The 25,109-nt window shown below is 38.8% G+C and carries 23 protein-coding genes and 3 pseudogenes; 20 read left to right on the forward strand and 6 right to left on the reverse strand.

Annotated elements, in window-relative coordinates:
* The 4 genes and pseudogenes from DW963_RS01410 to DW963_RS01430 all read left to right on the forward strand — a co-directional run.
* Window positions 1–141 (forward strand): annotated as a pseudogene (locus DW963_RS01410) (sensor histidine kinase); the annotation flags it as partial.
* Between the two features lie 282 nt (window positions 142–423).
* Window positions 424–1,173 carry an SDR family NAD(P)-dependent oxidoreductase gene (locus DW963_RS01420; RefSeq protein ID WP_117913576.1) on the forward strand — a complete coding sequence of 250 codons (750 nt, stop codon included), beginning with the start codon at window positions 424–426 and terminating at the stop codon, window positions 1,171–1,173.
* A gap of 387 nt (window positions 1,174–1,560) precedes the next feature.
* Window positions 1,561–2,874 carry an MATE family efflux transporter gene (locus DW963_RS01425; RefSeq protein WP_353652610.1) on the forward strand — a complete coding sequence of 438 codons (1,314 nt, stop codon included), beginning with the start codon at window positions 1,561–1,563 and terminating at the stop codon, window positions 2,872–2,874.
* 78 nt (window positions 2,875–2,952) lie between these two features.
* A complete protein-coding gene (locus tag DW963_RS01430; RefSeq protein ID WP_117913577.1) occupies window positions 2,953–3,411 on the forward strand; it encodes an NUDIX hydrolase in 459 nt (152 codons plus the stop codon).
* On the opposite strand, the gene DW963_RS01435 is transcribed toward DW963_RS01430, so the two are convergent.
* Window positions 3,408–4,058, reverse strand: a complete 651-nt coding sequence (locus tag DW963_RS01435; protein ID WP_117913578.1) for a Crp/Fnr family transcriptional regulator — start codon at window positions 4,056–4,058, stop codon at window positions 3,408–3,410. The genes DW963_RS01430 and DW963_RS01435 overlap by 4 nt on opposite strands.
* A 141-nt stretch (window positions 4,059–4,199) precedes the next feature.
* On the opposite strand from DW963_RS01435, the gene DW963_RS01440 reads away from it, so the two are divergent.
* Window positions 4,200–4,904 (forward strand): 4Fe-4S binding protein, encoded by a 705-nt coding sequence (locus DW963_RS01440; RefSeq protein WP_117913579.1) that lies wholly within the window; start codon window positions 4,200–4,202, stop codon window positions 4,902–4,904.
* Between the two features lie 136 nt (window positions 4,905–5,040).
* Window positions 5,041–6,463, forward strand: a pseudogene (locus DW963_RS01445) (uracil-xanthine permease family protein).
* Between the two features lie 51 nt (window positions 6,464–6,514).
* Here the strand turns inward: DW963_RS01445 and DW963_RS01450 are convergent.
* The 4 genes from DW963_RS01450 to DW963_RS01465 are packed head-to-tail and all read right to left on the reverse strand — an operon-like array spanning window position 6,515 to window position 10,461.
* Window positions 6,515–7,570 carry an NTP transferase domain-containing protein gene (locus DW963_RS01450; RefSeq protein WP_117913580.1) on the reverse strand — a complete coding sequence of 352 codons (1,056 nt, stop codon included), beginning with the start codon at window positions 7,568–7,570 and terminating at the stop codon, window positions 6,515–6,517.
* Window positions 7,571–7,581: 11 nt separating this feature from the next.
* Complete coding sequence (locus DW963_RS01455) at window positions 7,582–8,382, reverse strand: ABC transporter ATP-binding protein (RefSeq protein WP_117913581.1); 801 nt, start codon at window positions 8,380–8,382, stop codon at window positions 7,582–7,584.
* On the reverse strand, window positions 8,379–9,380 hold the full coding sequence (locus tag DW963_RS01460) for a FecCD family ABC transporter permease (RefSeq protein WP_117913582.1): 1,002 nt from the start codon (window positions 9,378–9,380) through the stop codon (window positions 8,379–8,381). Before DW963_RS01460 ends, DW963_RS01455 begins: the two co-directional genes overlap by 4 nt.
* A gap of 13 nt (window positions 9,381–9,393) precedes the next feature.
* Window positions 9,394–10,461 (reverse strand): ABC transporter substrate-binding protein, encoded by a 1,068-nt coding sequence (locus DW963_RS01465; RefSeq protein ID WP_117913583.1) that lies wholly within the window; start codon window positions 10,459–10,461, stop codon window positions 9,394–9,396.
* A gap of 655 nt (window positions 10,462–11,116) precedes the next feature.
* On the opposite strand from DW963_RS01465, the gene DW963_RS01470 reads away from it, so the two are divergent.
* The 5 genes from DW963_RS01470 (at window position 11,117) to DW963_RS01490 (ending at window position 16,545) form a co-directional block, all read left to right on the forward strand.
* Window positions 11,117–11,917 (forward strand): FAD binding domain-containing protein, encoded by an 801-nt coding sequence (locus tag DW963_RS01470; protein WP_117913584.1) that lies wholly within the window; start codon window positions 11,117–11,119, stop codon window positions 11,915–11,917.
* An 18-nt stretch (window positions 11,918–11,935) separates the two neighbouring features.
* On the forward strand, window positions 11,936–12,403 hold the full coding sequence (locus tag DW963_RS01475; protein WP_012739721.1) for a (2Fe-2S)-binding protein: 468 nt from the start codon (window positions 11,936–11,938) through the stop codon (window positions 12,401–12,403).
* Entirely contained in the window at window positions 12,404–14,698 is a 2,295-nt protein-coding gene (locus DW963_RS01480; protein ID WP_117913585.1) for a xanthine dehydrogenase family protein molybdopterin-binding subunit, read from the forward strand.
* Window positions 14,699–14,782: 84 nt separating this feature from the next.
* On the forward strand, window positions 14,783–15,364 hold the full coding sequence (locus DW963_RS01485) for a xanthine phosphoribosyltransferase (protein ID WP_117913586.1): 582 nt from the start codon (window positions 14,783–14,785) through the stop codon (window positions 15,362–15,364).
* 2 nt (window positions 15,365–15,366) lie between these two features.
* A complete protein-coding gene (locus DW963_RS01490) occupies window positions 15,367–16,545 on the forward strand; it encodes an iron-containing alcohol dehydrogenase (protein ID WP_117913587.1) in 1,179 nt (392 codons plus the stop codon).
* Window positions 16,546–16,557: 12 nt separating this feature from the next.
* On the opposite strand, the gene DW963_RS01495 is transcribed toward DW963_RS01490, so the two are convergent.
* Window positions 16,558–17,256, reverse strand: coding sequence for a DUF6198 family protein (locus DW963_RS01495; protein WP_117913588.1), 699 nt, complete (start codon window positions 17,254–17,256; stop codon window positions 16,558–16,560).
* A 162-nt stretch (window positions 17,257–17,418) separates the two neighbouring features.
* On the opposite strand from DW963_RS01495, the gene DW963_RS01500 reads away from it, so the two are divergent.
* The 9 genes and pseudogenes from DW963_RS01500 to DW963_RS14105 all read left to right on the forward strand — a co-directional run bounded on the left by DW963_RS01500 (window position 17,419) and on the right by DW963_RS14105 (window position 24,893).
* A complete protein-coding gene (locus DW963_RS01500) occupies window positions 17,419–18,318 on the forward strand; it encodes a LysR family transcriptional regulator (protein WP_117913589.1) in 900 nt (299 codons plus the stop codon).
* A gap of 321 nt (window positions 18,319–18,639) precedes the next feature.
* Window positions 18,640–19,326 carry a F0F1 ATP synthase subunit A gene (locus DW963_RS01505; protein WP_117913590.1) on the forward strand — a complete coding sequence of 229 codons (687 nt, stop codon included), beginning with the start codon at window positions 18,640–18,642 and terminating at the stop codon, window positions 19,324–19,326.
* A 46-nt stretch (window positions 19,327–19,372) separates the two neighbouring features.
* Complete coding sequence (gene atpE / locus DW963_RS01510) at window positions 19,373–19,600, forward strand: ATP synthase F0 subunit C (RefSeq protein WP_012739712.1); 228 nt, start codon at window positions 19,373–19,375, stop codon at window positions 19,598–19,600.
* 52 nt (window positions 19,601–19,652) lie between these two features.
* Window positions 19,653–20,105, forward strand: coding sequence for a F0F1 ATP synthase subunit B (gene atpF, locus DW963_RS01515; protein WP_012739711.1), 453 nt, complete (start codon window positions 19,653–19,655; stop codon window positions 20,103–20,105).
* Complete coding sequence (gene atpH / locus DW963_RS01520) at window positions 20,083–20,604, forward strand: ATP synthase F1 subunit delta (protein WP_022098939.1); 522 nt, start codon at window positions 20,083–20,085, stop codon at window positions 20,602–20,604. Before atpF ends, atpH begins: the two co-directional genes overlap by 23 nt.
* Entirely contained in the window at window positions 20,601–22,106 is a 1,506-nt protein-coding gene (atpA, locus tag DW963_RS01525) for a F0F1 ATP synthase subunit alpha (protein WP_117913591.1), read from the forward strand. Before atpH ends, atpA begins: the two co-directional genes overlap by 4 nt.
* 35 nt (window positions 22,107–22,141) lie before the next feature.
* Window positions 22,142–23,034: pseudogene (gene atpG / locus DW963_RS01530) on the forward strand (ATP synthase F1 subunit gamma).
* A 20-nt stretch (window positions 23,035–23,054) separates the two neighbouring features.
* Window positions 23,055–24,446: a F0F1 ATP synthase subunit beta gene (gene atpD / locus DW963_RS01535; protein ID WP_055216024.1), complete on the forward strand. Its 1,392-nt coding sequence runs from the start codon at window positions 23,055–23,057 to the stop codon at window positions 24,444–24,446.
* A 24-nt stretch (window positions 24,447–24,470) separates the two neighbouring features.
* Window positions 24,471–24,893, forward strand: a complete 423-nt coding sequence (locus DW963_RS14105; RefSeq protein WP_502694393.1) for a FoF1 ATP synthase subunit delta/epsilon — start codon at window positions 24,471–24,473, stop codon at window positions 24,891–24,893.
* Window positions 24,894–25,109: the final 216 nt, after the last annotated feature.

Genomic DNA, 25,109 nt, shown 5'->3' on the forward strand with positions numbered 1-25,109 from the left:
GTTAAATTTGATTTAAATAAGGAAAATAGTAATGGATTAGGTTTATATATTGTAAGTAATATTCTGAATAATTACAATATGGAATATAAAGCATTGCAGGATGAAGAATTTTTTATCTTTAAAATTAAAATATTTTCTTAAACAACATATAATTTTGCAATACTTATTGAAACTGTATCGGGAATGGCTCCTTGATAAACCGTTACAAATTCAAAGCAAAATCTTTCAAACATTGATGAACTTTGACATAATTCCAAATTGTGATAGTCAATATCTTGCAATAAAATATTATTCGCCCATTTATTTTTATGCAAATAAGTGGTTATTTAGTGAGGAACTTACTGAGGAAAATAAAATAGCTTTTCGCGAAGCTGCATACAAACATATTCAAATATTTTTTACGGAAATGGGAGAAAATAAATAATGGCAAATATAATTATAACAGGAGCAAATGAAGGTATCGGATACTATATGATAAAAAAATTACTTGCTGATGGAAATAGGGTATCCGTTCTAGATATTGAAACTCAAAATCTTGAAATCCTAAAAAATAAGTACAATAGCAATTTTATTTTTTATAAGGTTGACTTGAGAAATAATGAAGAGGTAAAAATGGCAGTAGATAAAACAGCTAAAGAGTTTGGTATTATTGATATTGCTGTACATAATGCATGTAAATGCACTTTTAAAAGTGAAATTGAAACAGATTTTGATACCTATAAAGATGTTTTTGATGTAAATTATTTTGGCGCATTGCGTTTTGCTAAGAGCATAATTCCGTATATGACAGCCAAGAAGAAGGGCAAGGTCATTTTTACAAGTTCAGGTGTAGGTGTAACAGGTTTTATGAATATTTCACCGTATAGTTCAACAAAGGGAGCTTTAGAAGCATTGGCTAAATGTCTTCGTATTGAATATGCAAAGGATAATATTACTTTTCATATTATGCATCCACCCCTTACACAAACAAAATCGGCTTCTCCATTACCGGTGCCTAATGAATTTAAGGCATCTCCAGAAAAAGTTGGTTATGGTCTTGCGAAACATATTAATTCAAAGAGATACATAATCTGCCATAGTTTCAATCAGAAAATCCAAACAATGGGGTGCTATGTATTCCCTATAAAAATGGGTACTTTACTTTCAAAAATGACAGCCAATGTAGATAAGTAAATAATAGGATTATGTTGATAAAAAGTATGAAAAGAATAAATTCAGCGGGGGCAGAAAGTGCCCCAACTTTCACTATTTGGGGGCGAAAAGCGCCCCACATATAATAAACAAAGGGTTCAAGGGAAAAGTTACTTGCTAGAACAGCATTTGGATGGAGACATCTCTAATGCGTATCTAGCCGTCAACCTAAGAAGTATCAAGGCAGCCAAAACAGCAGATTAATCATGCAACATTTCCTACTGGTTAATCACCATGTCATTTTCATTTTGTGTTATAATGTGTTATCAGATTTTTTGCCCTTATCAGAGTTCGTAAACACTGGTGGGACGATTCATGCGGAAACTGAATTTGATAATATATATTACATTAGTATTTTAAGGAGAATGTATGGAAGGTGAAAGAAAAACATTGACACAGCTATCTGTGCCAATATGCCTGGAAACTTTATTTTATATGCTTTCAGGTATGGTTGATACACTGATGTTATCATCAGTAAGTGATCAGGCTGTGGGGGCTGTTGGAACAGCAAATACATATATAGGTGTTTTTATTATCATGTTCGGGGTAATATCATCCGGTATGGTAGCAGTTATGTCACAAAATATTGGAGCTGGAAAACCTGGAATTGCATATCAGGCCAGACAGCTTGGACTTGTATTTAATGCACTGACAGGTATCCTGATGTCTTTTATTCTTGCTGCTTTTTCTGGGTGGATACTTAAGATAGTGAGTATTGCCCCTGCTTTACTTGAGCCGGCTGAAACATACCTTAAAATTGTTGGAGGTGCAAGTTTTTTAAATGCGCTTATTCCAATTTTTTCGAGTTATTTAAGAGTGTTTGGTTATACAAAACATTCCTTAATAGGCACAGTTGTTGGTAATGTAATTAATATTATATTGAATTCGGTATTCTTGTTTGTGTTTAACTGGGGAGTAATGGGAGTTGCTGCTGCAACAGTTTTTTCAAAGGTTGTGAATCTTATTATTGTAGCAGCAATGGGAGCTGTACTTATAAAAGCAAAGCAAAGTCCTGAGCGCGCACAACCACGAAAGATACTTGCACAGATTGTTAAAATCGGTTTTCCTTCGGCATTCGAAACTGCACTTTATAATGTGGCAATGACATTTATAGTATGTTTTATGAACCATATGGATACGGATGGAATGAATGTTACAGCTCGTTCGTATGCTATGCAGATAGCCAATTTTTCATATTGTGTGGGAGCTGCGCTTGCACAGGCAAATGCCATTATGACGGGCTGGAGAATCGGGGCAAAGAAGTATGAGGAATGTGACAGGGGTACGCGAAAAGCTGTGATATATGGTCTTGTAACAGCAACGTGCTTTTCTGTGACATTTGCAATTACCGGACGTTTTATCGTTCATATATTTACGAATGATATACAGATGATTGAGCTTGTAGTAAAACTGTTGGTAGTAGATATATTTCTTGAATTTGGAAGAGTGACAAATCTTGTATATGGTCAGGCATTAAAAACAAGTGGAGATGCTATTTTCCCTGTTATAATGGGTGCAATATTTATGTATCTGTTTGCAGTTGGTGGAACATATTTTCTTGGAATACATATGGGGCTGCTTGCGGTAGGGGCATATATTGCATGGCAGGTGACGAGTGTGCGAGAGCAGTTGGAATGGTGCTTAGATGGAAAAGTGGAAAATGGAAAAGTAAGAGTCTTGTAGAATAGAAGAGAATATGTCTCTTCGTGTGGAGAGGCAGTTAGAGGATAAATTGGAATTTACTGTTGAAAGGATTAAACAATGCCAAGTTACATAATGGATTTAAGAAAGCTTGTAGGACACAGGACACTGATGCAGTGCGCCGCAAGCATAATAATAGTGAATGAAAAGAACCAGATTCTTTTAGGAAAGCGTACAGATAATCACAAATGGGGATATGCCGGGGGTTCTATTGAACTTGACGAGAAAGTGGAGGATTGTGCAAGAAGAGAGCTGTTTGAGGAGACAGGTCTTATTGCAGATGAGATAGAATTTTTTATGGTGAATTCCGGTCCGGAGGTGCATTACGTGTATCCTAATGGAGATGAAGTGTCTAATATTGAGATTATATATGTGTGCAGAAAATACCATGGAGAATTAAAGAGACAGGAAGAAGAAATTGAAGAACTGAAGTTTTTCAATATTGCCGAGGTTGAACTGGATAACATTTCACCACCGATAAGACCAGTGGTGAAACGGTTTATAGAACAGAATTCTTAGCAAATGCTGTGCAGATGAAATGCATTTTTTCTGAATTCAATAAGCCCTTCATTACGCATTTTTCCAAGTTCCTTGGAAAGTGCTGAACGGTCAACGTTAAGATAATCGGCAAGCTGCTGGCGGTCGAATGGAATTACGAATTCCTGACTGCCAGCTTTTCTTGACTCATTGGACAGATATATAAGAAGCCTTTCTCGGATTGTCTTAGGTGATGTGCAGAATATCCGGTTAGACAGGGTGAGATTCTTCTGAATGGAAATGTGCAGCAGATTGTTAAGGATTGTATCTTTGCAGTGTGTATTTTCAAATTGTGAACTCATCAATTTATCCATATCAAGAAAAAGAATCACACTTGTTTCAGAAGCGACCGCATCTACCATGAGCGGTTCGCCAGTCAGAGCATATGTTTCAGCAAATACATGTCCAGGAGTAATATTGCTCATAATAGCTTTGTTGCCCCACAAATCTATATATTCAATAGTTACCTGACCAGATGCAACAATTCCAATTTCGTGAACACTGTCTGTTACATGATATATAAACGAATTTTTGCGGAATTTTCTGGCACGCAGGAAGCCGGCTGAGGTCATTTCTGATATTTCAGCCTCGCTAATGCCTTTAAATACAGGTGATTTAATGATTGCCATAAGCTCTCCTTTTATTATTAGTTAAATCTAAATATATTTCTAATAAATTTTCAAAAATGTGGTTAAAACAACATATTTATTATGCTCATTATATTATTATTTAATCACAAAATCAATTCAGAACATAAGGAGATTAATATAATGATAAGAAGAGTTATTCATATTGATGAGGATAAATGTAATGGGTGCGGAGCATGCGTGACAGCATGTCATGAGGGGGCAATCGGATTGGTTGATGGAAAGGCAAGACTTATGAGAGACGACTACTGTGATGGCCTTGGTGATTGCCTGCCACAGTGTCCTACAGGGGCAATTTCATTTGTAGAAAGAGAAGCGGCAGCATATGATGAAGCTGCGGTTCTTGCCAATAAAGCTGCAAATGAGCAGGCTGCAGCGAAACCACATTTTTCAGGATGCCCTGGAAGCATGATGAGACAGTTTAACAGGAATAATCAGGAAAATGCATCCCCGGTTGCACCAGAATCCCAGCTTGCACAATGGCCATGCCAGATTAAGCTTGTGCCGGTTAATGCACCATATTTTGACGGAGCAAAGCTTTTAATCGCGGCGGATTGTACAGCATATGCATATGCCAATATGCATCAGGATTTCATGAAGGGAAGGATTACTATTATCGGCTGTCCGAAGCTTGATGATGTTGATTACAGCGAAAAGCTTACACAGATAATAAGTAACAATAATATTCAGAGCGTTACTATTGTTCGAATGGAAGTTCCATGCTGCGGAGGACTTGAATATGCTGCAAAGACAGCATTACAGAACAGTGGAAAATTCATTCCATGGCAGGTTGTTACAATCTCAATTGACGGTAATATTTTAGATTAAAGGATTTGATGAACTAATTATTTATAGAAAGATATTAAAATAATAAATACAAACAACATTAAAATATTGCCAATATGCGTATTTTGAATTATAGTATTAGTGCTTTATAAAATTCTTATAAATATTTGGAGGACTTATGAAAAAAATAAAAGCGCTTATGCCGGAAGCATATGACTTTAATGGAAAGCTTCCGCTAAACAGGCAATACCGCTTGGACTTCAGCATGTAATGGCAATGTTTGTAGGTAATCTTACACCTCTGCTTATTATTACAGGTGCATGTGGAATTGGGGCAGGAAGTGAATATGCATCTATCCAGGTTGCACTTTTACAGAATGCAATGATTATTGCAGGTATTGTAACACTTATCCAGTTGTTTTCAATTGGACCCGTTGGTGGCAAGGTACCTATTATTATGGGTACAAGCTCTGGATTTATCGGAGTATTCAGCAGTGTTACCAAGATTATGGGTGGCGGAATATTAGCTTATGGTGCAATTATGGGAGCATCTATTATAGGTGGTCTTTTTGAGACTGTACTAGGAGCATTTATTAAACCATTAAGAAAATTCTTCCCATCAGTAGTAACAGGAACAGTAGTTCTTTCAATTGGATTGTCGCTCATCTCAGTAGGTATCAATTCATTTGGCGGTGGAAGCTCTGCTAAGGATTTTGGTTCATTGGAAAATCTTTTCTTAGCATTTGTTGTGCTTGTAGTTATATTGTTTGTTAAGCACTGGACTAAGGGATATCTTAGTTCATCTGCAATTCTTGTTGGAATTATTGTGGGTTATATTGTTGCAATTATTATGGGACTGGCTCTTCCACATACAGCAGTTACAGCTGATGGAGTTGAGTATACTAAATCATGGGTACTTAACTGGAACAAGGTAGCAGAGGCTAAATGGATTGCAATTCCAAGGTTTATGCCAGTTAAGCCTGTTTTTGATTTAAGAGCAATACTTCCTGTACTTGTAATGTTTGTTGTAACAGCAGTAGAGACTGTTGGTGATATTTCAGGCGTTATGGAAGGTGGAATGGGAAGAGAGGCAACAGATAAGGAGCTTTCTGGAGGCGTAATGTGTGATGGTCTTGGTTCAACACTTGCAGCAATGTTCGGTGTGCTTCCTAATACATCATTCAGCCAGAATGTAGGACTTGTTGCAATGACTAAGGTTGTCAACAGAGTTGCACTTGCATCAGGTGCGGTATTTCTTATATTATGCGGACTTATACCTAGCTTGGAGCACTTATATCAATCATGCCACAGTCAGTACTTGGTGGTGCAGCAGTTATGATGTTCTCATCAATCATAGTAAGCGGTATCCAGCTTATTACTAAAGAGCCACTTGATGCAAGAAGACTTTCAATTGTTTCAGTTGCGCTTGGTGTAGGTTACGGAATGGGTGTAAGCCCTGCAATTCTTGCACATACACCACAGGCAGTACAGCTTATGTTTGGTGAGTCAGGTATTGTACCTGCAGCATTTGTGGCAATATTACTTAATGTGATACTTCCTAAGAGCAAACCGGCTAATGAAGAAACTTCAAAAGACGAGTAATATCGTCTGGAGTATCGATATCATATAGTTCATATTCATCCCGTACAGGAACTAATACAACCTGTGCGGGATATTTTTTGTTAAGAACCCGCCGCCTTTTTTCTCAGGAAGATTTAGAAGCTCATCGTAATATTTTGCAGGAAATATACATGGAGAACCAGCATTTTTATTGTAGGAAAGTCTGCATATCTTATCATCATTATAAAGAAATGTAAGACACAGAAGCTGCAGGCTTGTCCTTGTAATAAGCGGCTGGTCTGATGGCAGGAAAAGGATTCCCTGAGGCTGCAGATTACCTGAAGAAGCGTTATCTGATAGAATTCTGGTAACTCCAAGCCGGACCATTTCATTTCTGTATGGCATGTCGTGTCGCAGAAAATGTATATTCTTATCTTCACATATATGAACCACTTCATCATGTCGAGTTACTGCAAGTGTCTCACCAAAGCCGGCAAAATGGCTTATAGATACTGCATTTTCAAAAAGAGAGCGTCCGTTAAAGTCTGCTATCAGTTTATTAGAGCCGAATCGTTTTGACATACCGGAAGCCATAATAATGCATGAAAGCGTTTCAAATGTTCTGTCAATATCAATAACAAGAACATCCCTCCTGTTACAGATTCTGTTTAGAAATTCTGTGGATTGTTTTCTGATTACAGCTAAAACATGTGAATTATCAAGCAGTTTTTCAACAGCCTTCTGAAATGGGATGCAAGAGCTTTCAAGATAACCAAGCTCATCAATAACAAATAACCTTTCAGGAGTTGTATCAAGATGTGTATCAATGGCAGGAATTGCGCAATTAATAAATCCATCTTCAATAATTGTCATATTATTGCCTTTAGATGCAGGATTAATTCCAGATGTCCGGGGTACACCAATCACGAATTCTTTATTGTCAGCAACAAGATTAGATTTAATGACAACCTGTGGCGTATCAGTTCTATGACTCTGTAAAAGATTGAAAGAATCGGACATATGTTTTAACATATTATTAACAAGATAAGATTTTCCACTGCCGCGGCTGCCTGTTATAAAAATGTGTTTTCTGCCGGTCATCCTGAAAAATGTAATTACGGCTTCTGCGTCCAAATAACAATTATTCATAAATCCCCCTATTACAAAGCAAGAACTATTCTGTGTACATTTCCCCTGGCATCAGTACATTCAGTAACATTGATATTATCATATATAAGAGACATTTTCTCATTGATTTCTGAAAGACTGGCTGTATGTACATCAATATCTGAAACAATTTTTCCATCTTTCATAAGAAGAATCCTGTCGCAGTACTCAAGTGCCAGTTCCGGACTGTGTATGCACATGAGAGCACATTTTTTATCAGAAATAATATTCCGGATATGTTTCATAAGCATATGGCGGTTAGAAAAATCAAGCGCACTGTCAGGCTCATCAAGAAGCAGAAGCGCCGAATCTTCTATAAGTGTGCGTGCGAGTATGCATAACTGTTTCTGACCTTCGCTTAATGTGAGAAAGTCTGTATCATATAATCCAGCAAGTCCAACGGAATCAATAGCTTTATCAGCACGATATTTCATGTCGGAGTTATACGATTCAAGCATGTGAAGCTGTGGATTAAAGCCAAGCAGGCAGGCCTCTCTTACAGTCATACTTACGCTTATTCCGGTTCTCTGTGGAATGTAGCTTATCATGCCAGCTCTTTTCCTGACAGACATACTTTCAAGCTGAAGCTCACCAAGCATGCACTTTCCGCTATGTTTAACAAAATTCATAACAGCTCTTATAAGAGAGGTTTTCCCGCAGCCGTTATTACCGATAATTGCTGTAAGTTGTCCAGGCTGAATGTTAAAGTTTACATTCTGGACAGCACATTTGCTTCCATAATATACTGATACATCTGAAACATATAATTCAGGATTGAATAAATCGGACATCATACAACCTCCTTTTTATTAGCTTTGATAAGCAGGATTATAAGCAGCGGCGCACCAAGGAGTGATGTAAATATGCTTACAGGAAGTTCTGATGAGGATACACTTCTTGCAAATATATCAGCAAGTGTCATGATTATGGCACCAGCCAGTCCGCTTGATATGTATGTGAATCTGTCATTGCGTCTTGTAAGTAATCTGGCAATGTGAGGTGCAATAAGTCCAATAAAGCTGATAAGTCCTGTTACACATATAATTGATGATACGATTAATGTTGCAATCATTAATATGATAAAACGCAGAACTGTGACGTTGACACCAAGAGCGGCAGCTTCATCCTCATTTATCGAGAGAATGAGAATCTGTCTGTATAATAAAGTCATGATTATAAAGCCTGCACATGTTACAAAGAAAGGAATAGCAAGGCTGTCCTTTGAAACACCGTTAAGGCTTCCCATGATCCAGTATTCAATAGAAGCAAGCTGTTTTTCAGGATCTGCAGCAAGTTTGAGAAACATAAGAATTGTCTGTGCTACAGAATGAATGGCAATGCCAGCAAGTACAATTGTGTAACTGTTTCTGCCGGGAACAAGATAAGCCACAAGTAATGTGATTATAAGGGCAATTATTCCTCCGGCAAATGCGGATATTGATACAACAGGGGTTAAAGACGAAACCGCAACTATAGCAAAAGCTGCGCCGGCACTTGCACCGGAAGAAACACCAACAACATCAGGTGATGCCAGTGGATTTTTAAATATCATCTGATATACATAACCAGATATTGAAAGGCCAAAACCTCCAATAATACCCATAATGGCGCGTGGAAGTCTTAGTCTTTTAAAGACCATAATTGACATAGTGTCCCCTGACAGCAGTCCTTTTAATGTGAGTGGATACTGTCCGGTAAGAACTGACCATGTAAACACTGCTATAAGAAGCAGTGCCCACATGACAGATAATAGTATAATTTTGTTCCTGTAATTATTAATATTCTTGAACATAAATCATCCTTAATTATTTTGCAGGTGTAAATCCATAAAAGCTTTCATAGAATTTAGTTACACAAGTTTCATAGAAATCTTTAGTTACCTTTTCTGGGTGAAGAACAGAAGCAATGTATATACTTCCAAGGAAGCTTCCAGGAACTGGAGAATCCCATGCTTCGATATGGTTAGGAAGCTTTACTACATTTTTGTTCTTAACAGCATTGCAGCCGGCAAGATTAGCATCGTTTAAGATGTCATCAGCTGAGTAAGTTGCATCCGCAGCGATAACGATGTAATCAGGGTTCCATGCAAGAATCTGCTCGTAAGAAACATTTGCCCAGTAAGTATCTGTAAGTTCAGAAGCAACATTTTTACCACCTGCGTTAGTAAGCAGAGTATTCTGATACATCTTGCTTCCGGCAGTTGAGAGAACAGAGCTGTTACCTGCAAGGTATACAGATGGGGTATTCTCGCCAGAAACATTAGTCTTGTTATCAGCTAAAAATGTCTTGATTGAATTATTAAGTGCTTCAGCACGACCGACATTGTTAGTAATCTTTCCAACAAGAGTTATACATTCCTCTAAAAGTGACTGGTCTTCTGGATTCACAACAACAGCCTTGATTCCAAGACTTTCAAGAGTATCAGCTGTTTTCTTTAATTTCATTGGAAGAAATACAACATCAGGTGCAGCAGCTACACATGCTTCTGTGTTGAATTCCTTGGCTGTTCCCATGTTAGGAAGGCTTACGATTGCTGGAGCTGCAAGCTTATAAATATTTCTTGTGTTAGCCTTGGCTTCGATTCCAACGAGTTTATCTTGTAATCCAAGTGCAAGAAGAAGGCTTGTTGAAATGTAGTAAGATGATGCAATCTTTTCCGGAGCCTTTTCAAATGTTACGGTTCTTCCAGCCTGGTCGGTAACAGTAAGAGGATAGCTTACGCCAATCTCATTAAACTGTGACATTATGTCAAATGCTGAAGTAGTTGCTTCTTCTGTGCTCTTATCAGCAGTTGTGGAATTGCCGCATGCTGCTAATGAAAAAAGCATGAGCATTGCTAAAAAGAGGGCGGTAAATCTTTTAAAATTCTTCATGTTAAAATCCTTTCTGTGAATTGGTTTGTGGAGATGTATTAGAACGGACGCCTCAAAAAATTGTTAAATCCAACGCAGGACACGCTTTCGCTGCTTGTCGCTCGCAGCGGTACTAGGTTCACGGGAATTTGTTGTCACTTCGTGCCAACTATTCCCGCTTACCAAGTACCGGCGGCTCCAAAGCGTCCTGCGTTGGATTTAACAATTTTTTGTAGCTGTTGTTCTAAATATCTCATAAAACAATTCTCATAAATTATATTAGCAAATGGATTTTATCAGATTGACAAGGGTTTTACAAGCCGTTATATTTATATAAGGAAAGAGAATGAGATTATTTATCGATTTCTTGGTGAGTAAAGAATTTAGTAGCGAAGGATGACAGACAGGTTGTGGCGGGCACAGGCCCGATGCCAGCAGGCGAGGGCTCGATTTGCAGCGTGCTGTGTGGGAGTTATGCCGCCATATGCTTAAAGGTGTGTGCAGAAAATATCGTTCAAGCGCAGCGCGTTTGATTTTCTGCACACTAATAGACTTTGCAGATGGCGGCATCTACTCCCACTAGCTAAGCTGCCATGAGAGCCATCACCTACAGGTAACGGGTCTGGCTGCCACAACCGTCCGTCTTTCTCTCACTAATAAACAGATTGGAGTTTTTATGCTTACTATACAGAATTATAAGAAAGTAGAAAGCCTTGAAGAAGCCTATGAGCTTAATCAGAAGAAAGCTAACCGTATTGTCGGCGGCATGATGTGGATGCGTATGGGCGACAACAGAATGAATACAGCTATTGATATGTCAGGGCTTGGACTTGATAAGATTGAAGAATCAGATGAAGAATTTAAGATTGGCTGTATGACTACTTTAAGACAGTTAGAAGTTCATGAGAGTTTTAATGAATATACAGATGGCTGTGCTAAGGAGGCTTTAAGGCATATTGTAGGTGTGCAGTTCAGAAATCTTGCAACAGTTGGTGGAAGTATATATGGAAGATATGGATTTTCTGATGTGCTTACGCTTTTAATCGGACTGGATTCTTATGTAGAACTATACAAGGGAGGCATTGTACCATTAACTGAGTATGCTGACCGTGATTATGACAGGGACATTGTTGTTAATATTATTGTTAAGAAAAGACCGGTGAATATGTTTTATGAAGCAGTGAGAATAACAGAAACAGATCTGCCGGTGCTTACATGTGCAGGAGTAAAGTTTAAAGATACTGGAGTCTGCAATATCTGCATAGGTGCAAGACCGGGAAGAGCAATTGTTGTTAAAGATACAGATGGAATACTTGCAGGCGGTATTAATGAGAAGTCGGTAGAGGAATTCAGTACATTTGTTAAGACAAATGTGCCTACAGCGGGCAATATGAGAGGAAGTGCTGAGTATAGAAGCCATCTTGCAGGCGTTCTTGCAGGCAGGGCACTTCAGAATATTAACAGAGATAATTGGTGATTACGGATTGGAGAATATATGTTAGTTGATATTAAGTTGAATGGAAAATCTGTTAAAGCAGATATTACGGCAGACATGACACTCTATGAATTCGTGAGAGAGCATGGCTGTTACAGCGTAAAATGTGGCTGTGAAACATCTAACTGTGGCTTATGTACAGTATTTCTTAATGATAAGCCTGTCCTTTCATGTTCAGTTCTTGCAGCAAGAGCAGACAAATGCAGTGTTACAACACTCGAAGGATTACAGGAGGAGGCGTCTGAATTTGTCACATTTATAGCAGACCAGGGAGCAGAGCAGTGCGGATTCTGTAATCCGGGATTTGTTATGAATGCATTGGCCCTGTTTAGAGAGAACCCTTATCCTGATGAAGAGGAGATAAAGGAGTTCCTTTCAGGAAATCTGTGCAGATGTTCAGGTTATGAGGGACAGTTAAGAGGAATTATGAATTTCCTTGAGGCAAAGAAAGCAAAGGAGGCTGAATAGATGAAGTCGGTTAATAAAGCTATCAGAAAGAAAGATGCGATGGAACTGCTTCTTGGAAAGCCGGTGTATACAGATGATATTGCACCTAAGGACTGCCTTGTTGTAAAGCTTCTGCGCTCACCATATGCCAACGCATTTGTAAAGAATATTAATACTGATATTGCGATGAAGGTGCCAGGAATAGAAGCAATATTTACATATAAAGATGTTGACCAGAATATGAAAAGATTCACATGTGCAGGTCAGACTTATCCTGAGCCAAGTCCTTATGACAGGCTTATTCTTGATAAGCATGTAAGATTCATAGGTGATCCTGTAGCTATTGTTGCAGGTGCTGATGAACGCTGTGTTGATAAGGCAATGAAGCTTATTAAGACAGAGTATGAAGTACTTGAACCATTGCTTGATTTCACTAAGGCAAAGGATAATGAGATTCTTGTACACCCTGAGGAGAACTGGGAGGCACTATGTCCGGTTGGAGCTGATAATAAAAGGAATCTTTGTGCACATGATGAGAGTGGCAACGGAGATATCGATAAGGTGCTGGATGAGTGTGATATTGTGATTGACAGGACATATCATACTAAGGCATGCCAGCAGAGCATGATGGAGACTTTCAGAACTTTCTGCACAATAGATACTTATGGAAGACTTCATGTCGTTAGTTCTACACAGATAGTATTCCATTGCAGGAGAATTATCTCACATGCACTTGGAATATCGCCATCTAAGATAAGAGTTACCAAGCCAAGAATCGGAGGCGGATTTGGAGCAAAGCAGACATCTGTGTCAGAGATATATCCTGCATTTGTTACATGGAAGACCAAAAAACCGTCTAAGATTATATTTTCAAGGGAAGAAACACAGTCAGCTTCATCACCAAGACATGAGATGCAGATGCATGTAAGACTTGGTGCAACTAAGGATGGTATTGTAAAAGGAATTGATTTATACACATTATCTAATACAGGTGCATATGGCGAGCATGGTCCTACAACAGTAGGTCTTTCTGGACACAAGTCAATTCCGTTATATGGAAAGGCAGAGGCATTCCGTTTTGTAAGTGATGTTGTATATACTAATATAATGTCAGCGGGTGCTTACAGAGGTTATGGTGCGACACAGGGTCTTTTTGCAGTTGAGTCGGCTGTAAATGAACTGGCAGACAGACTTCATATGGATCCATTTGAAATCAGATTTAAGAACATAGTAAAAGAGGGCGATGTAATGCCTGCTTACTATGGACAGGTTAATACAAGCTGTGCACTTGACAGATGTCTTGTAAAGGTCAAAGAGATGATTAAATGGGATGAGAAATATCCTATGAGAAAGATTTCTGATACTAAGGCACGTTTTGTCGGAATGGGCATGGCAATGCAGGGATCAGGTATATCAGGAGTTGATGTGGGCAGTGCGACACTAAAGCTTAATGATGAAGGCGTATATACTATGAACATTGGAGCTGCTGATATGGGAACAGGCTGTGATACAATACTTGCACAGATTGCAGCAGAGGTTCTTGAATGCAGCACAGACGATATAAGTGTATTTGGTGCAGATACTGACATATCACCTTATGATTCAGGTTCATACGCATCAAGTACAACATATGTAACAGGTAAGGCTGTTGAAAAATGTGCATTAGAGCTTAGAGACAGAATCGAAAAGCTTGGTGCTAAAATGTTAGGCTGCGAGAAATGTGATGTCACATTTGACGGAAAGAAAGTAATATGCGAATCAGGTGAGAACAAGGATAAATGTGTAACCCTGGCCGATATATCAACAGCATCCATGTGTGGTAATGATATAGCACTTTCAGTTACCAATACACATACATCACCTATTTCACCACCACCATTCATGGTTGGAGCAGCGGAGGTCGAGGTTGACCTTCTCACAGGAGAGAGCCGTGTTGTTGAGTATGACGCATGTGTTGATTGTGGAACACCTGTTAATCCTAACCTTGCAAGAGTACAGGCAGAGGGAGGTATCTTACAGGGAATCGGAATGACAATGTCAGAGAATATCACATATTCAGATAAAGGCAAGCTGTATGAGAACTCATTTTTACAGTATAAGATTCCGTCAAGAATGGATATCGGACATATTAATGTTGAGTTTGAGAGCAGTTACGAGAATGCAGGTCCTTTTGGTGCGAAATCAATCGGAGAGGTTGTAATTAATACACCGCTTCCTGCAATTACAGATGCATTAAGCCATGCGGCAGGAAAGAGATTTTACGAGCTTCCTATAACTCCTGACCAGATTGCAATGGCAGGTGTAAAAGATAATTAAAATTGATTGACCATAGAGCCTTGTAATGTTAGAATAATTTCTTATAATATGACAGATAATTTACTTACGAAAGGAATCATTACTATGAATTTTCTTGAAGAAAGAATTATGAAGGACGGAGTTGTCAAAGAAGGCAACATTCTTAAAGTAGACAGTTTTCTTAATCATCAGATGGATGTCAGGCTTTTCAAGCAGATGGGAGAAGAATTTAAGAGAAGATTTGCCGGAAAGAATATTAATAAGATTATAACAATTGAGGCTTCAGGAATTGGTATTGCTTGTATAGTTGCAGAATGTTTTGATGTACCGGTTGTATTTGCAAAGAAGTCACAGAGTGTCAATATTGACGGAGATGTGTACTCTGCGGAGGTTGAATCATTTACACATAAGTGTAAGAATCAGGTTCTTATATCTAAAAAGTTTGTAGGTCCAGAGGATCATGTACTTATTATTGACGATTTTCTTGCCAATGGCTGTGCACTTCAGGGACTTATCTCTATTGTTAATCAGGCAGGCGGAACTGTTGAAGGTATTGGAATTGCAGTTGAGAAGGGCTTCCAGACAGGAGGACAGATTATCCGTAACCTTGGATACCAGCTTGAATCTCTAGCTATTGTTGATGGAATGAATGCTGCAGATGGCAGTATTAATTTCAGGGAGGAGTAATCATGAATGAATATCAGTTTTTTTCACCAGTAGATGTCGTATTTGGATGCGGAAGTCTTTCTAAGCTGCATACTCTTAAGATGCCAGGAAAGAAAGCACTTCTTGTTATAAGCAATGGTAAGTCTGCAAGGATGAATGGTTCACTTGACAGAACAATAGATGAACTTAAACAAGCTGATGTTTCATATGTGCTTTATAACGGAATAGGAGCTAATCCGCTGAAGTCAGCAGTTGAAGAAGGCGCAAGAATTGGTCGCGAGAATGGAGTTGACTTTGTTGTTGCTTTAGGCGGCGGTTCAGTTATGGATGCGGCTAAGAATATGGCAATGTTCATTCCACAGCCATCAGATAATCTGTGGGATTATGCTAACAGTCCATCAGGTGGCAAGATGACACCTCCTAATGAGATGCTTCCATGGATTGCAATTACTACATCAGCAGGAACAGGCTCAGAGGTTGATACTATCGGAGTAATTTCTAATCCTGATACTAATGAAAAGATTGGTATTGGTGGAATGGCAGGCATGTTTGCAAAGTATGCAATTGTTGACCCTGAGCTTATGAAAACAGTTCCACCGAAATTCACTGCATATCAGGGATTTGATGCGCTTTTTCATTCATTGGAAGGGTATATAAGCAACAAACATAATATTATGGGAGATATGATTCAGCGTGCCGCAATTGAAAATATCGGACAATATCTTGCAAGAGCAGTTAAGGATGGTAACGATATTGAGGCAAGAGAACATGTTGCATACGCTAATACAATGTCAGGCTATTCAATGGTTGTAACATCATGTATATCAGAACATTCTATGGAGCATGCAATGAGTGCATATCACCCTGAGCTTCCTCATGGAGCAGGACTTATCATGCTGTCTAAGGAGTACTTCACATTCTGGATTAATAAGCATGTATGTGATGAACGCTTCATTGATATGGCACATTTTCTTGGAATGGGAAATGCATCTAAACCGGAAGATTTCATCACAGCGCTTCTTGATTTACAGAAGGCATGTGGAGTTGATGACCTTAAAATGTCTGATTACGGGATAAAGAAGGAAGAAGCAATGACACTTGCTAAGAACGCAAGGGCAACAATGATGAGATTGTTCGTAAGAGACCCTCAGGAAACTACTGATGAAGAAATTGCGGGTATATACGAGAGGGCGTATAGATAATATGTGAAAAAGCTATTTCTTCATAAATGAAACAAAATCAAACTTCTTATCAAGCCATCTGCCGACAAGGCCGATGGCTTTTCCCATTGTAAATGCAGCGACAACCGTACCGATGCCAAGCCCCTTAATATGACCTAATATCAGACCGGTAAGACATGCAGTTACGGCAAGGCATATAACATCGAAAGAAATCTTGATGCGTGAATATGCAACGCCAGTTATGTCAGCAAGTTCACGAGGGAACAGGTCGGTAGGGATAATTGGAAGCTTACATCTGTTAGAAAGAGCTATGCCGAGACTTATCAGGCAGTAGCTTATAATAAAGTACATAACTCTGAATCCGATTGCAGTTGGGAGCATTGGAACCCACATATTGTGCATGTCGATGCATTCACCAAATATGAATCCGACAACGAATGAAAACAGATATGATGGTACGAACTTCTTTCGCAGAATCATAAGGCTGAGTACAAGAAGTCCCTGGAACATATATGTAAATGTACCAAGAGTAATCTTAGGGAAGACTTCGGAAAAAGCATATGGAACGCTTGAGATTGCAGATATTCCAGTTCCTGAGTAAAGCATAAGCACAACTCCAAGGCTGTTGATTATAACAGCAAAGGCAAGAACAAGTTCACCTCTAAGCGTAGTCTTAACATTTTCAGAAACAGAACCAGCATTTAAATCTATTGCACTATCAATTGAACTCATAATGAATCCCCTTTCCTTTTAATAAAGAACATAATCACAGTCTCTAAGTGTAGTTTCATTATTGATTAATAACAAATGAATAATTTTAATGAAATTATAGATTTTGTCTATAGAACTGTTTATAATTAAGATAAAGATAATAAATGTGCATGGGAGGCTGATATGAATATATATAACCTGCGATATTTTGTTACACTTGCTAGAATCCGTCAGTATACAAAGGCGGCAGAAGAATTGTGCATTACACAGCCTAGTCTTAGTCATGCAATATCACAGATGGAAAAGGAACTTGGTGTCAGACTTTTTGAAAAAAACGGACATAAGATAACGCTGACTCAATTCGGAGAGGAGTTTCTTTCTTATGCTGAAAAGACTCTGGATGTGTTAGATGATGGTATTGATTCTATTAAAAGAAGTGCAATGGGAAATGGAACGATAAGATTAGGACTTGTAAGACCATTAGGAATAAACTATGTTCCAGAGATGGCGGCAGCATTTATAAAGAAGAATCCGCAGCTCGATATAGATTTTACATTTCATACAGATGTTACAGGCAGGCTGCTTGATGATATGCAGCTTGGGAAGTATGATCTGTTGTTCTGCTCTAAGCCATCAGAAGAATATCATTTTACGGCTGAGCCTGTCATGAAGCAGAGGCTGGTGCTTATTACTCCCAAAGGACATCCGTTGGCTAAGAAAAAGAAAAGGAACATTAATCTTGCAGAGACAGCAGACTATCCATATGTATGTTTTGACAAGAACTCTGGAATAAGAAGCATATTTGATGAAATGTTGAAAAGATCGGACATAACAGTAAAGGTTGCATATGAAACTGAGGAAGATCAGGTTATTGCCGGGCTGGTTGCTAATGGATTTGGAATAGCGGTAGTTCCATATATGGATATATTGGAAAAGATGTCTGTAGAAATATTTGAAATCGAGTCACCTGAATATGAAAGAAGCTTTTATATGGTTAATGATAATAGTACATACATGTCTCCTGTTGCAGAGGCATTCAGGAACTTTGTTATAGAGAATTCAAGTGTTTTAAAGGCTTTATAGAGATTAATATAATTAATGAATAACCGGTTATATCTTAATTAAATGACAAATTTGTAGAAAAATTAACAGGTTTTATTGATACATTTTTGACAAATTTTAATGAAAATATTAAATAAAAATAAAGTTTGCCAGAATTCAATGTGAAAAATAACAAAAATGAACGCTGGTCATAAATAATTTTTTGTTAAAAATGTACGATTATTAAAGAGGAAAATAGTGTCAAACCTAGGCAGAATCTAGGCTTGACATTATTTTTTTTGTGGAATAAAATCCGTGAACAGAAAAGAAATATGGTTCATATTTAGAAAGGAGGTCGTGCAGATGGATGCTTTGGTAGAAGGGCTTATGGAAGAACTTAATTGCGAGACAGTGTTCACTATACCTTTGTTTGGTGGAATCCCAGTATATGAATCCGTTGTTGTTACATGGATTATCATGGCTGTTGTGTTCCTATTGTGTATTCTGCTAAGCCGAAGTCTAAGTGTGGAAAACCCCAGTCGCAGACAGGTAGTTGTAGAAACAGCAATAAAGGGGCTCAATGATTTCTTCACTGAGACGGTAGGAGAAAAAGGAAAGGCATACATTCCATATCTGTCAGCAATTGCTATTTACATAGGAATTGCGAATCTGATAGGACTGCTTGGTTTCAAGCCGCCAACTAAGGATATGAATGTTACAGCAACACTGGCATTGATGAGTATTGTGCTTATTGAGGTCGCAGGAATCAGAGCCAGAGGAACTAAAGGCTGGCTTAAGAGTTTTGCAGAGCCAATGCCGATAATACTTCCTATTAATATTCTGGAAGTATTTATCAAGCCCTTATCACTTTGCATGCGATTATTCGGTAATGTTTTAGGTTCATTTGTAATCATGGAATTATTAAAGATGGTAGTTCCGGCAGTTTTACCGGCAGTATTCAGTTGTTACTTCGATATATTCGATGGACTGATACAGGCGTATGTTTTCGTATTCTTAACTGGTCTTTTTATAAAAGAGGCTACAGAGTAAGAGTATATGTAACAAGAATAAATGTTTTAAAAAGGAGATTATTATTATGTCAACAATTTTAGTAGCAATCGGAGCAGGTATAGCAGTATTAACAGGTATCGGTGCTGGTCTTGGTATCGGTAAGGCAACAAGCAGTGCAGTAGACGCTATCGCAAGACAGCCAGAGGCAGAAAGCAAGATTAGTAAGTCACTTCTTTTAGGTTGTGCCCTTGCAGAGGCAACAGCTATTTATGGTTTCGTTATCGCCCTTCTTATAATCCTTTTCTTAGGCTAATAACATTTATGGGAAAGATAACTAAGACAAGATAGAAAGGAAGGCGAAGCTAGTGTTAAGTATAGATCCATGGAATATATTATGGACAGTAGTCAATCTGCTCGTCTTATATCTGGTGTTTAAGAAGTTCCTGTTTAAGCCTGTTATGAAAGTAATCAATGCAAGAGAAGATATGATTAAGCAGCAGTTTGATGATGCTAAGAAGAGTCAGGAAGAAGCAGATGCATTAAAGGCTTCATATGACGAAAAGCTTGAAAGTGCGAAGACTGAAGCTGATGAGATTATTGTAAATGCTAGAAACAGAGCACAGGAAGAGCATGAGGCAGCTTTGGAAAAGACCAGAAAAGAAACAGAAGTAATGCTTGAAAAGGCAAAGGCTGATATAGCTACAGAGAAAGAGAAAGCAACGGAAGCTGCACAGGCAGATATTGCAAGACTCGCTCTCATAGCTGCAAGAAAAATCGTAAAGACAGGTGATGCTCATGACGCAGGCAGCAGTAAATAATGCAATAGTTTTACACCGGTTGTCTGTGAGCAGAGAGGATGTAAGAAGGGCTGATGAGTTATACAGCAAAACTTCAGAACTTCAGAAAATTCTCACGAATCCTGAAATACCTCTTGCAAAGAAATACGACATCATTGATAAAGTATTTGCACTTGATGATACCAAGGAGCTTATGAAGAATTTCATTAAAGAAATGTGCAAGCTTGGTTATTGTGATGAGATGAGAGACATATTTGATTCATATTACAGAATTGATGATGAAGCAAACCACATTTTAAAAGCAGAGCTTATAAGTGCAGACAGCAGTGATGAAGATGATAATGCAAAGCAGGCACAGGATTTCTTAAAGAGCAGATATCCGGATTATACAATTGAACTGACAAAGACAGTGGATGCGGATCTCTTAGGCGGATATGTTATAAGAGCACATCACAAGGAATACGACAGAAGTTTTGAAGGACGTTTTTGTCAGCTTGAAAGAAAATTAACTGGGAGGTGACCCCTGTGGGCGCAATTAGTGCAACAGATATTATCTCCATTATCCAGAGTGAGATTGAGAATTTCAATTGGGATGAAGCAAGCCGTGAGACCGGTAATGTAATATGGGTCGGTGATGGAATTGCTACAGTATACGGTATTGACCATGCAATGTATGGTGAAATCGTAGTATTTGATAATGGAGTAAAAGGAATGGTTCAGGATATCCGTGAGAATGAGATAGGTGTTATCTTGTTCGGCAGGGATACAGGAATCAAAGAAGGAACTAAGGTTGTAAGAACCAAGAAAAAAGCCGGAATTCCGGTAGGCAGCGCATTTGTAGGAAGAGTAATCAATGCACTTGGCGAGCCTATTGATGGAAAAGGCGATATTAAAGAAGAAGATTACAGACCAATTGAGGAAGATGCTCCTGGTATCGTAGACCGTAAGTCTGTAAGTACACCAATGGAAACAGGAATACTTTCAATTGATTCAATGTTCCCAATTGGCCGTGGACAGCGAGAACTTATCATTGGTGACCGTCAGACTGGTAAGACATCAATTGCCACAGATACAATTATTAACCAGAAGGGTAAAGGCGTTATCTGTGTGTATGTTGCAATCGGACAGAAGGCATCTACAGTTGCCAAGGTTGTATCAACACTTACTAAGCATGGTGCAATGGATTATTCAATTGTTGTATCTTCAACAGCGAGTGATCCTGCATCACTTCAGTATATAGCTCCATATGCAGGTACTGCAATGGCAGAGCATTTCATGCATCAGGGAAAAGATGTTCTTATTGTATATGATGATTTGAGCAAACATGCGGTAGCGTATAGAGCACTTTCCCTTCTGCTTGAAAGATCACCTGGACGAGAGGCTTATCCTGGAGATGTATTCTATCTTCATTCAAGACTTCTTGAAAGATCAAGCCGTTTAAGTGATGCGTTAGGTGGAGGCTCAATAACAGCACTTCCTATAATAGAGACACAGGCTGGTGATGTATCAGCATACATTCCAACAAATGTTATCTCTATCACAGATGGTCAGATATTCCTTGAAACTAACCTGTTTAATTCAGGTATGAGACCAGCCGTTAATGTAGGTCTTTCGGTTTCACGAGTTGGTGGTGCAGCCCAGACTAAGGCAATGAAGAAGGCATCAGGAAGCATAAGAATTGACCTTGCACAGTACAGAGAGATGGAAGTATTTACACAGTTTGCATCAGATCTTGATGATGCAACTAAGGCACAGTTACAGCACGGAAAAGCTCTTATGGAGCTTTTAAAGCAGCCACTCTGCCATCCACTTTCAATGCATGAGCAGGTTATGACACTTGTTATGGCTAACAATGGCGTATTTGATGAGATACCTACTAAGGAAGTTAAGAAACACCAGACAGAATTACTTGAATTCATAGATCTCAAGCATCCTGAAATAGGAAAGCAGATTGAAGATAAGAAAGAGATTAATGATGAGCTGGTTAATAATATTCTGGAAGCAGTAAAAGAATTTGCATAATGCATGTGTGCTAAAAGAAAGGTAAGCGTATAGATATGGCAAACACAAAGGAAATTCAGGATCGAATAAAAAGTATCAATGATACATTAAAGATTACTAATGCCATGTATATGATTTCTTCTTCCAAGCTTAAGAAATCTAAGAAATGCTTTCAGACACGGAACCATACTTTTTCACTCTGCAGTCAGAAATGAGCCGAATCTTAAGACATATACCTGATATAAGCAGTATATATTTTAAGACAAATGAGGATAAAGACGCAGCGGATAAAAAGGTAGGCTACATAGTTATTACTGCTGATAAAGGACTTGCAGGTTCATATAACCATAATGTTTTAAAGATTGCGCAGGAGCAGCTTGAAAAGAATCCTAATCATTCATTATTTGTATTAGGAGAACTTGGACGACATTATTTTGAACAGCGCGGTATTGAGATTGAGAAGCAGTTCCACTATACAGTTCAGAATCCTACTCTTAACAGAGCAAGAAATATTTCAGAAGAAATAATAGAACTGTACAGAAAAGGTGAACTTGATGAGGTGTATATCATATACACAAGTATGATTAATGCTATTCAGGAGGAAACACAGATTGAACAGCTTCTTCCTCTTAAGAAGGCAGATTTCAATATCCAGATACCGGTTGATTTCAAAAGAGAGGAACTTGCATTAAAACCTTCCCCAGAAGTAGTTATGGACAGAATTGTTCCTGATTATATAGTTGGTTTCGTATACGGAGCTTTGGTAGAGTCATTCTCCTGCGAACAGAATGCCCGTATGATGGCGATGGAGGCTGCATCAAAGAGTGCAAAGGATATGCTGCACGACCTTGATATACAGTATAACAGAGCCAGACAGGCTTCAATCACACAGGAAATAACTGAGGTTATCGCTGGTGCGAAGTCGCAGAAGAAGAAACGAAAGAAATAATGCGACGGATAGGAGATAATATGAGTAATAAAGGAAAGATTATACAGGTAATGGGACCTGTTGTCGATGTAGCGTTCGAAGATGAGAACCTTCCGGCAATCAGGGACGCACTTGAAGTTAATAATGGTGATAAAAAATGTGTGATGGAAGTTGCACAGCATATCGGTAATGATACAGTCCGTTGTATCATGCTTGCTTCCAGTGAAGGTCTTTGCAGAGATATGGAAGTAACAGCTACAGGCAGCGGCATTAAGACTCCTGTTGGAGAGAAAACTCTTGGCCGTCTCTTTAATGTATTAGGAGAGGCTATTGATGGCAAAGAACAGCCAGATGCCAAGGAAAAGTGGGAAATCCACAGAGAACCTCCAACATTTGAAGAACAGAATCCTGCAGAAGAGATTCTTGAGACAGGTATCAAGGTAATTGACCTTTTAGCACCTTATGCAAAGGGTGGTAAGATTGGTCTGTTTGGTGGTGCCGGAGTTGGTAAGACAGTTCTTATTCAGGAACTTATCAGCAATATTGCAACAGAGCATGGTGGATATTCAATATTCACAGGTGTAGGAGAAAGATCAAGAGAAGGTAACGACCTCTGGACAGAAATGAAAGAGTCGGGCGTTCTTGAAAAAACTGCCCTGGTGTTTGGTCAGATGAATGAACCACCTGGAGCACGTATGCGTGTTGCTGAGACAGGACTTACAATGGCTGAATATTTCCGTGATGAGAAGCATCAGAATGTGCTTTTATTCATTGATAATATATTCCGTTTCACACAGGCTGGTTCAGAGGTTTCAGCACTTCTTGGACGTATGCCTTCAGCCGTAGGTTATCAGCCAACACTTGCAACTGAAATGGGTGAATTACAGGAGCGAATCGCTTCAACAAAGAATGGTTCTGTAACATCAGTACAGGCTGTATATGTACCTGCGGATGACCTTACAGACCCAGCACCTGCAACAACATTTGCACATCTTGATGCTACTACAGTTCTTTCAAGAAAGATAGTTGAACAGGGTATCTACCCGGCAGTAGACCCGCTTGATTCAACATCAAGAATTCTTGAACCGGATATCGTAGGTGAGGAACATTATGAGGTAGCAAGAAAGGTTCAGGAAATCCTTCAGAAGTACAAGGAGTTACAGGATATCATTGCTATTCTTGGTATGGAAGAGCTTGCAGATGAAGATAAGGTTACTGTATTCAGAGCAAGAAAGATTCAGAAATTCTTATCACAGCCATTCCATGTTGCTGAGAACTTCACAGGTATTCCTGGTGTATATGTTCCATTAAAGGAGACAATAAGAGGCTTTAAGGCAATTATTGACGGTGAGATGGACGAATATCCTGAGAACGCATTTTTCAATGTTGGAACTATAGATGATGTTATTAAAAAGGCTGAGAAGATGCAGTAACATCCTGCCAGAAAGGAAAAACTAATGGCGACAAGTTCATTTTATTTAAAAGTAATATCAGCTAACCGGGTGTTTTTCGCTGGCAAATGCCGTTCACTCATTGTACCTGAGTTTGATGGACAGAAGGAAATTCTTGCCCATCATGAAGACATGGTTATTGCAATCGATGAAGGTCAGATGAAGTTCCAGCCAGAGGGCAGTGACGAATGGATTCACGCTGTTGTTGGAATGGGCTTCGTTGAAATCGTTAACAACCGTGTAACTCTTCTTGTTGAGACAGCAGAAAAGCCTGAGGAAATCGATGTAAGAAGAGCAGAGGAAGCTAAGCAGAGGCTGAGGAGAGACTTCGCCAGAAGCAGAGTATCCATGAGTATTATCACTCAAGAGCAGCACTTGCAAGAGCTATGGCAAGACTTAAGGCAACATCTGGAAAGTAGAATTGCATAAGATATATGTTGGATGCATATGTGGTTTTGCGCCTGTCAGAACGCTTTAAAACAGCGTTCTGGCAGGCGCTTTTTGTTGTGCAGGGGTAATGTGAGCCGAGGCGCGGAGGATTGGACGTTAGAGTGGCGGGAGGACGTTTTGAAGTCCAAAAGAGAAGCCGAAGTGTAAATTGTACTTCATAAGATACTTGTAAATGAATATTCCTCTTGCTATAAT

Source organism: Eubacterium sp. AM46-8 (assembly GCF_003466705.1).
Classification (GTDB): Bacteria; Bacillota; Clostridia; order Lachnospirales; family Lachnospiraceae; genus Lachnospira.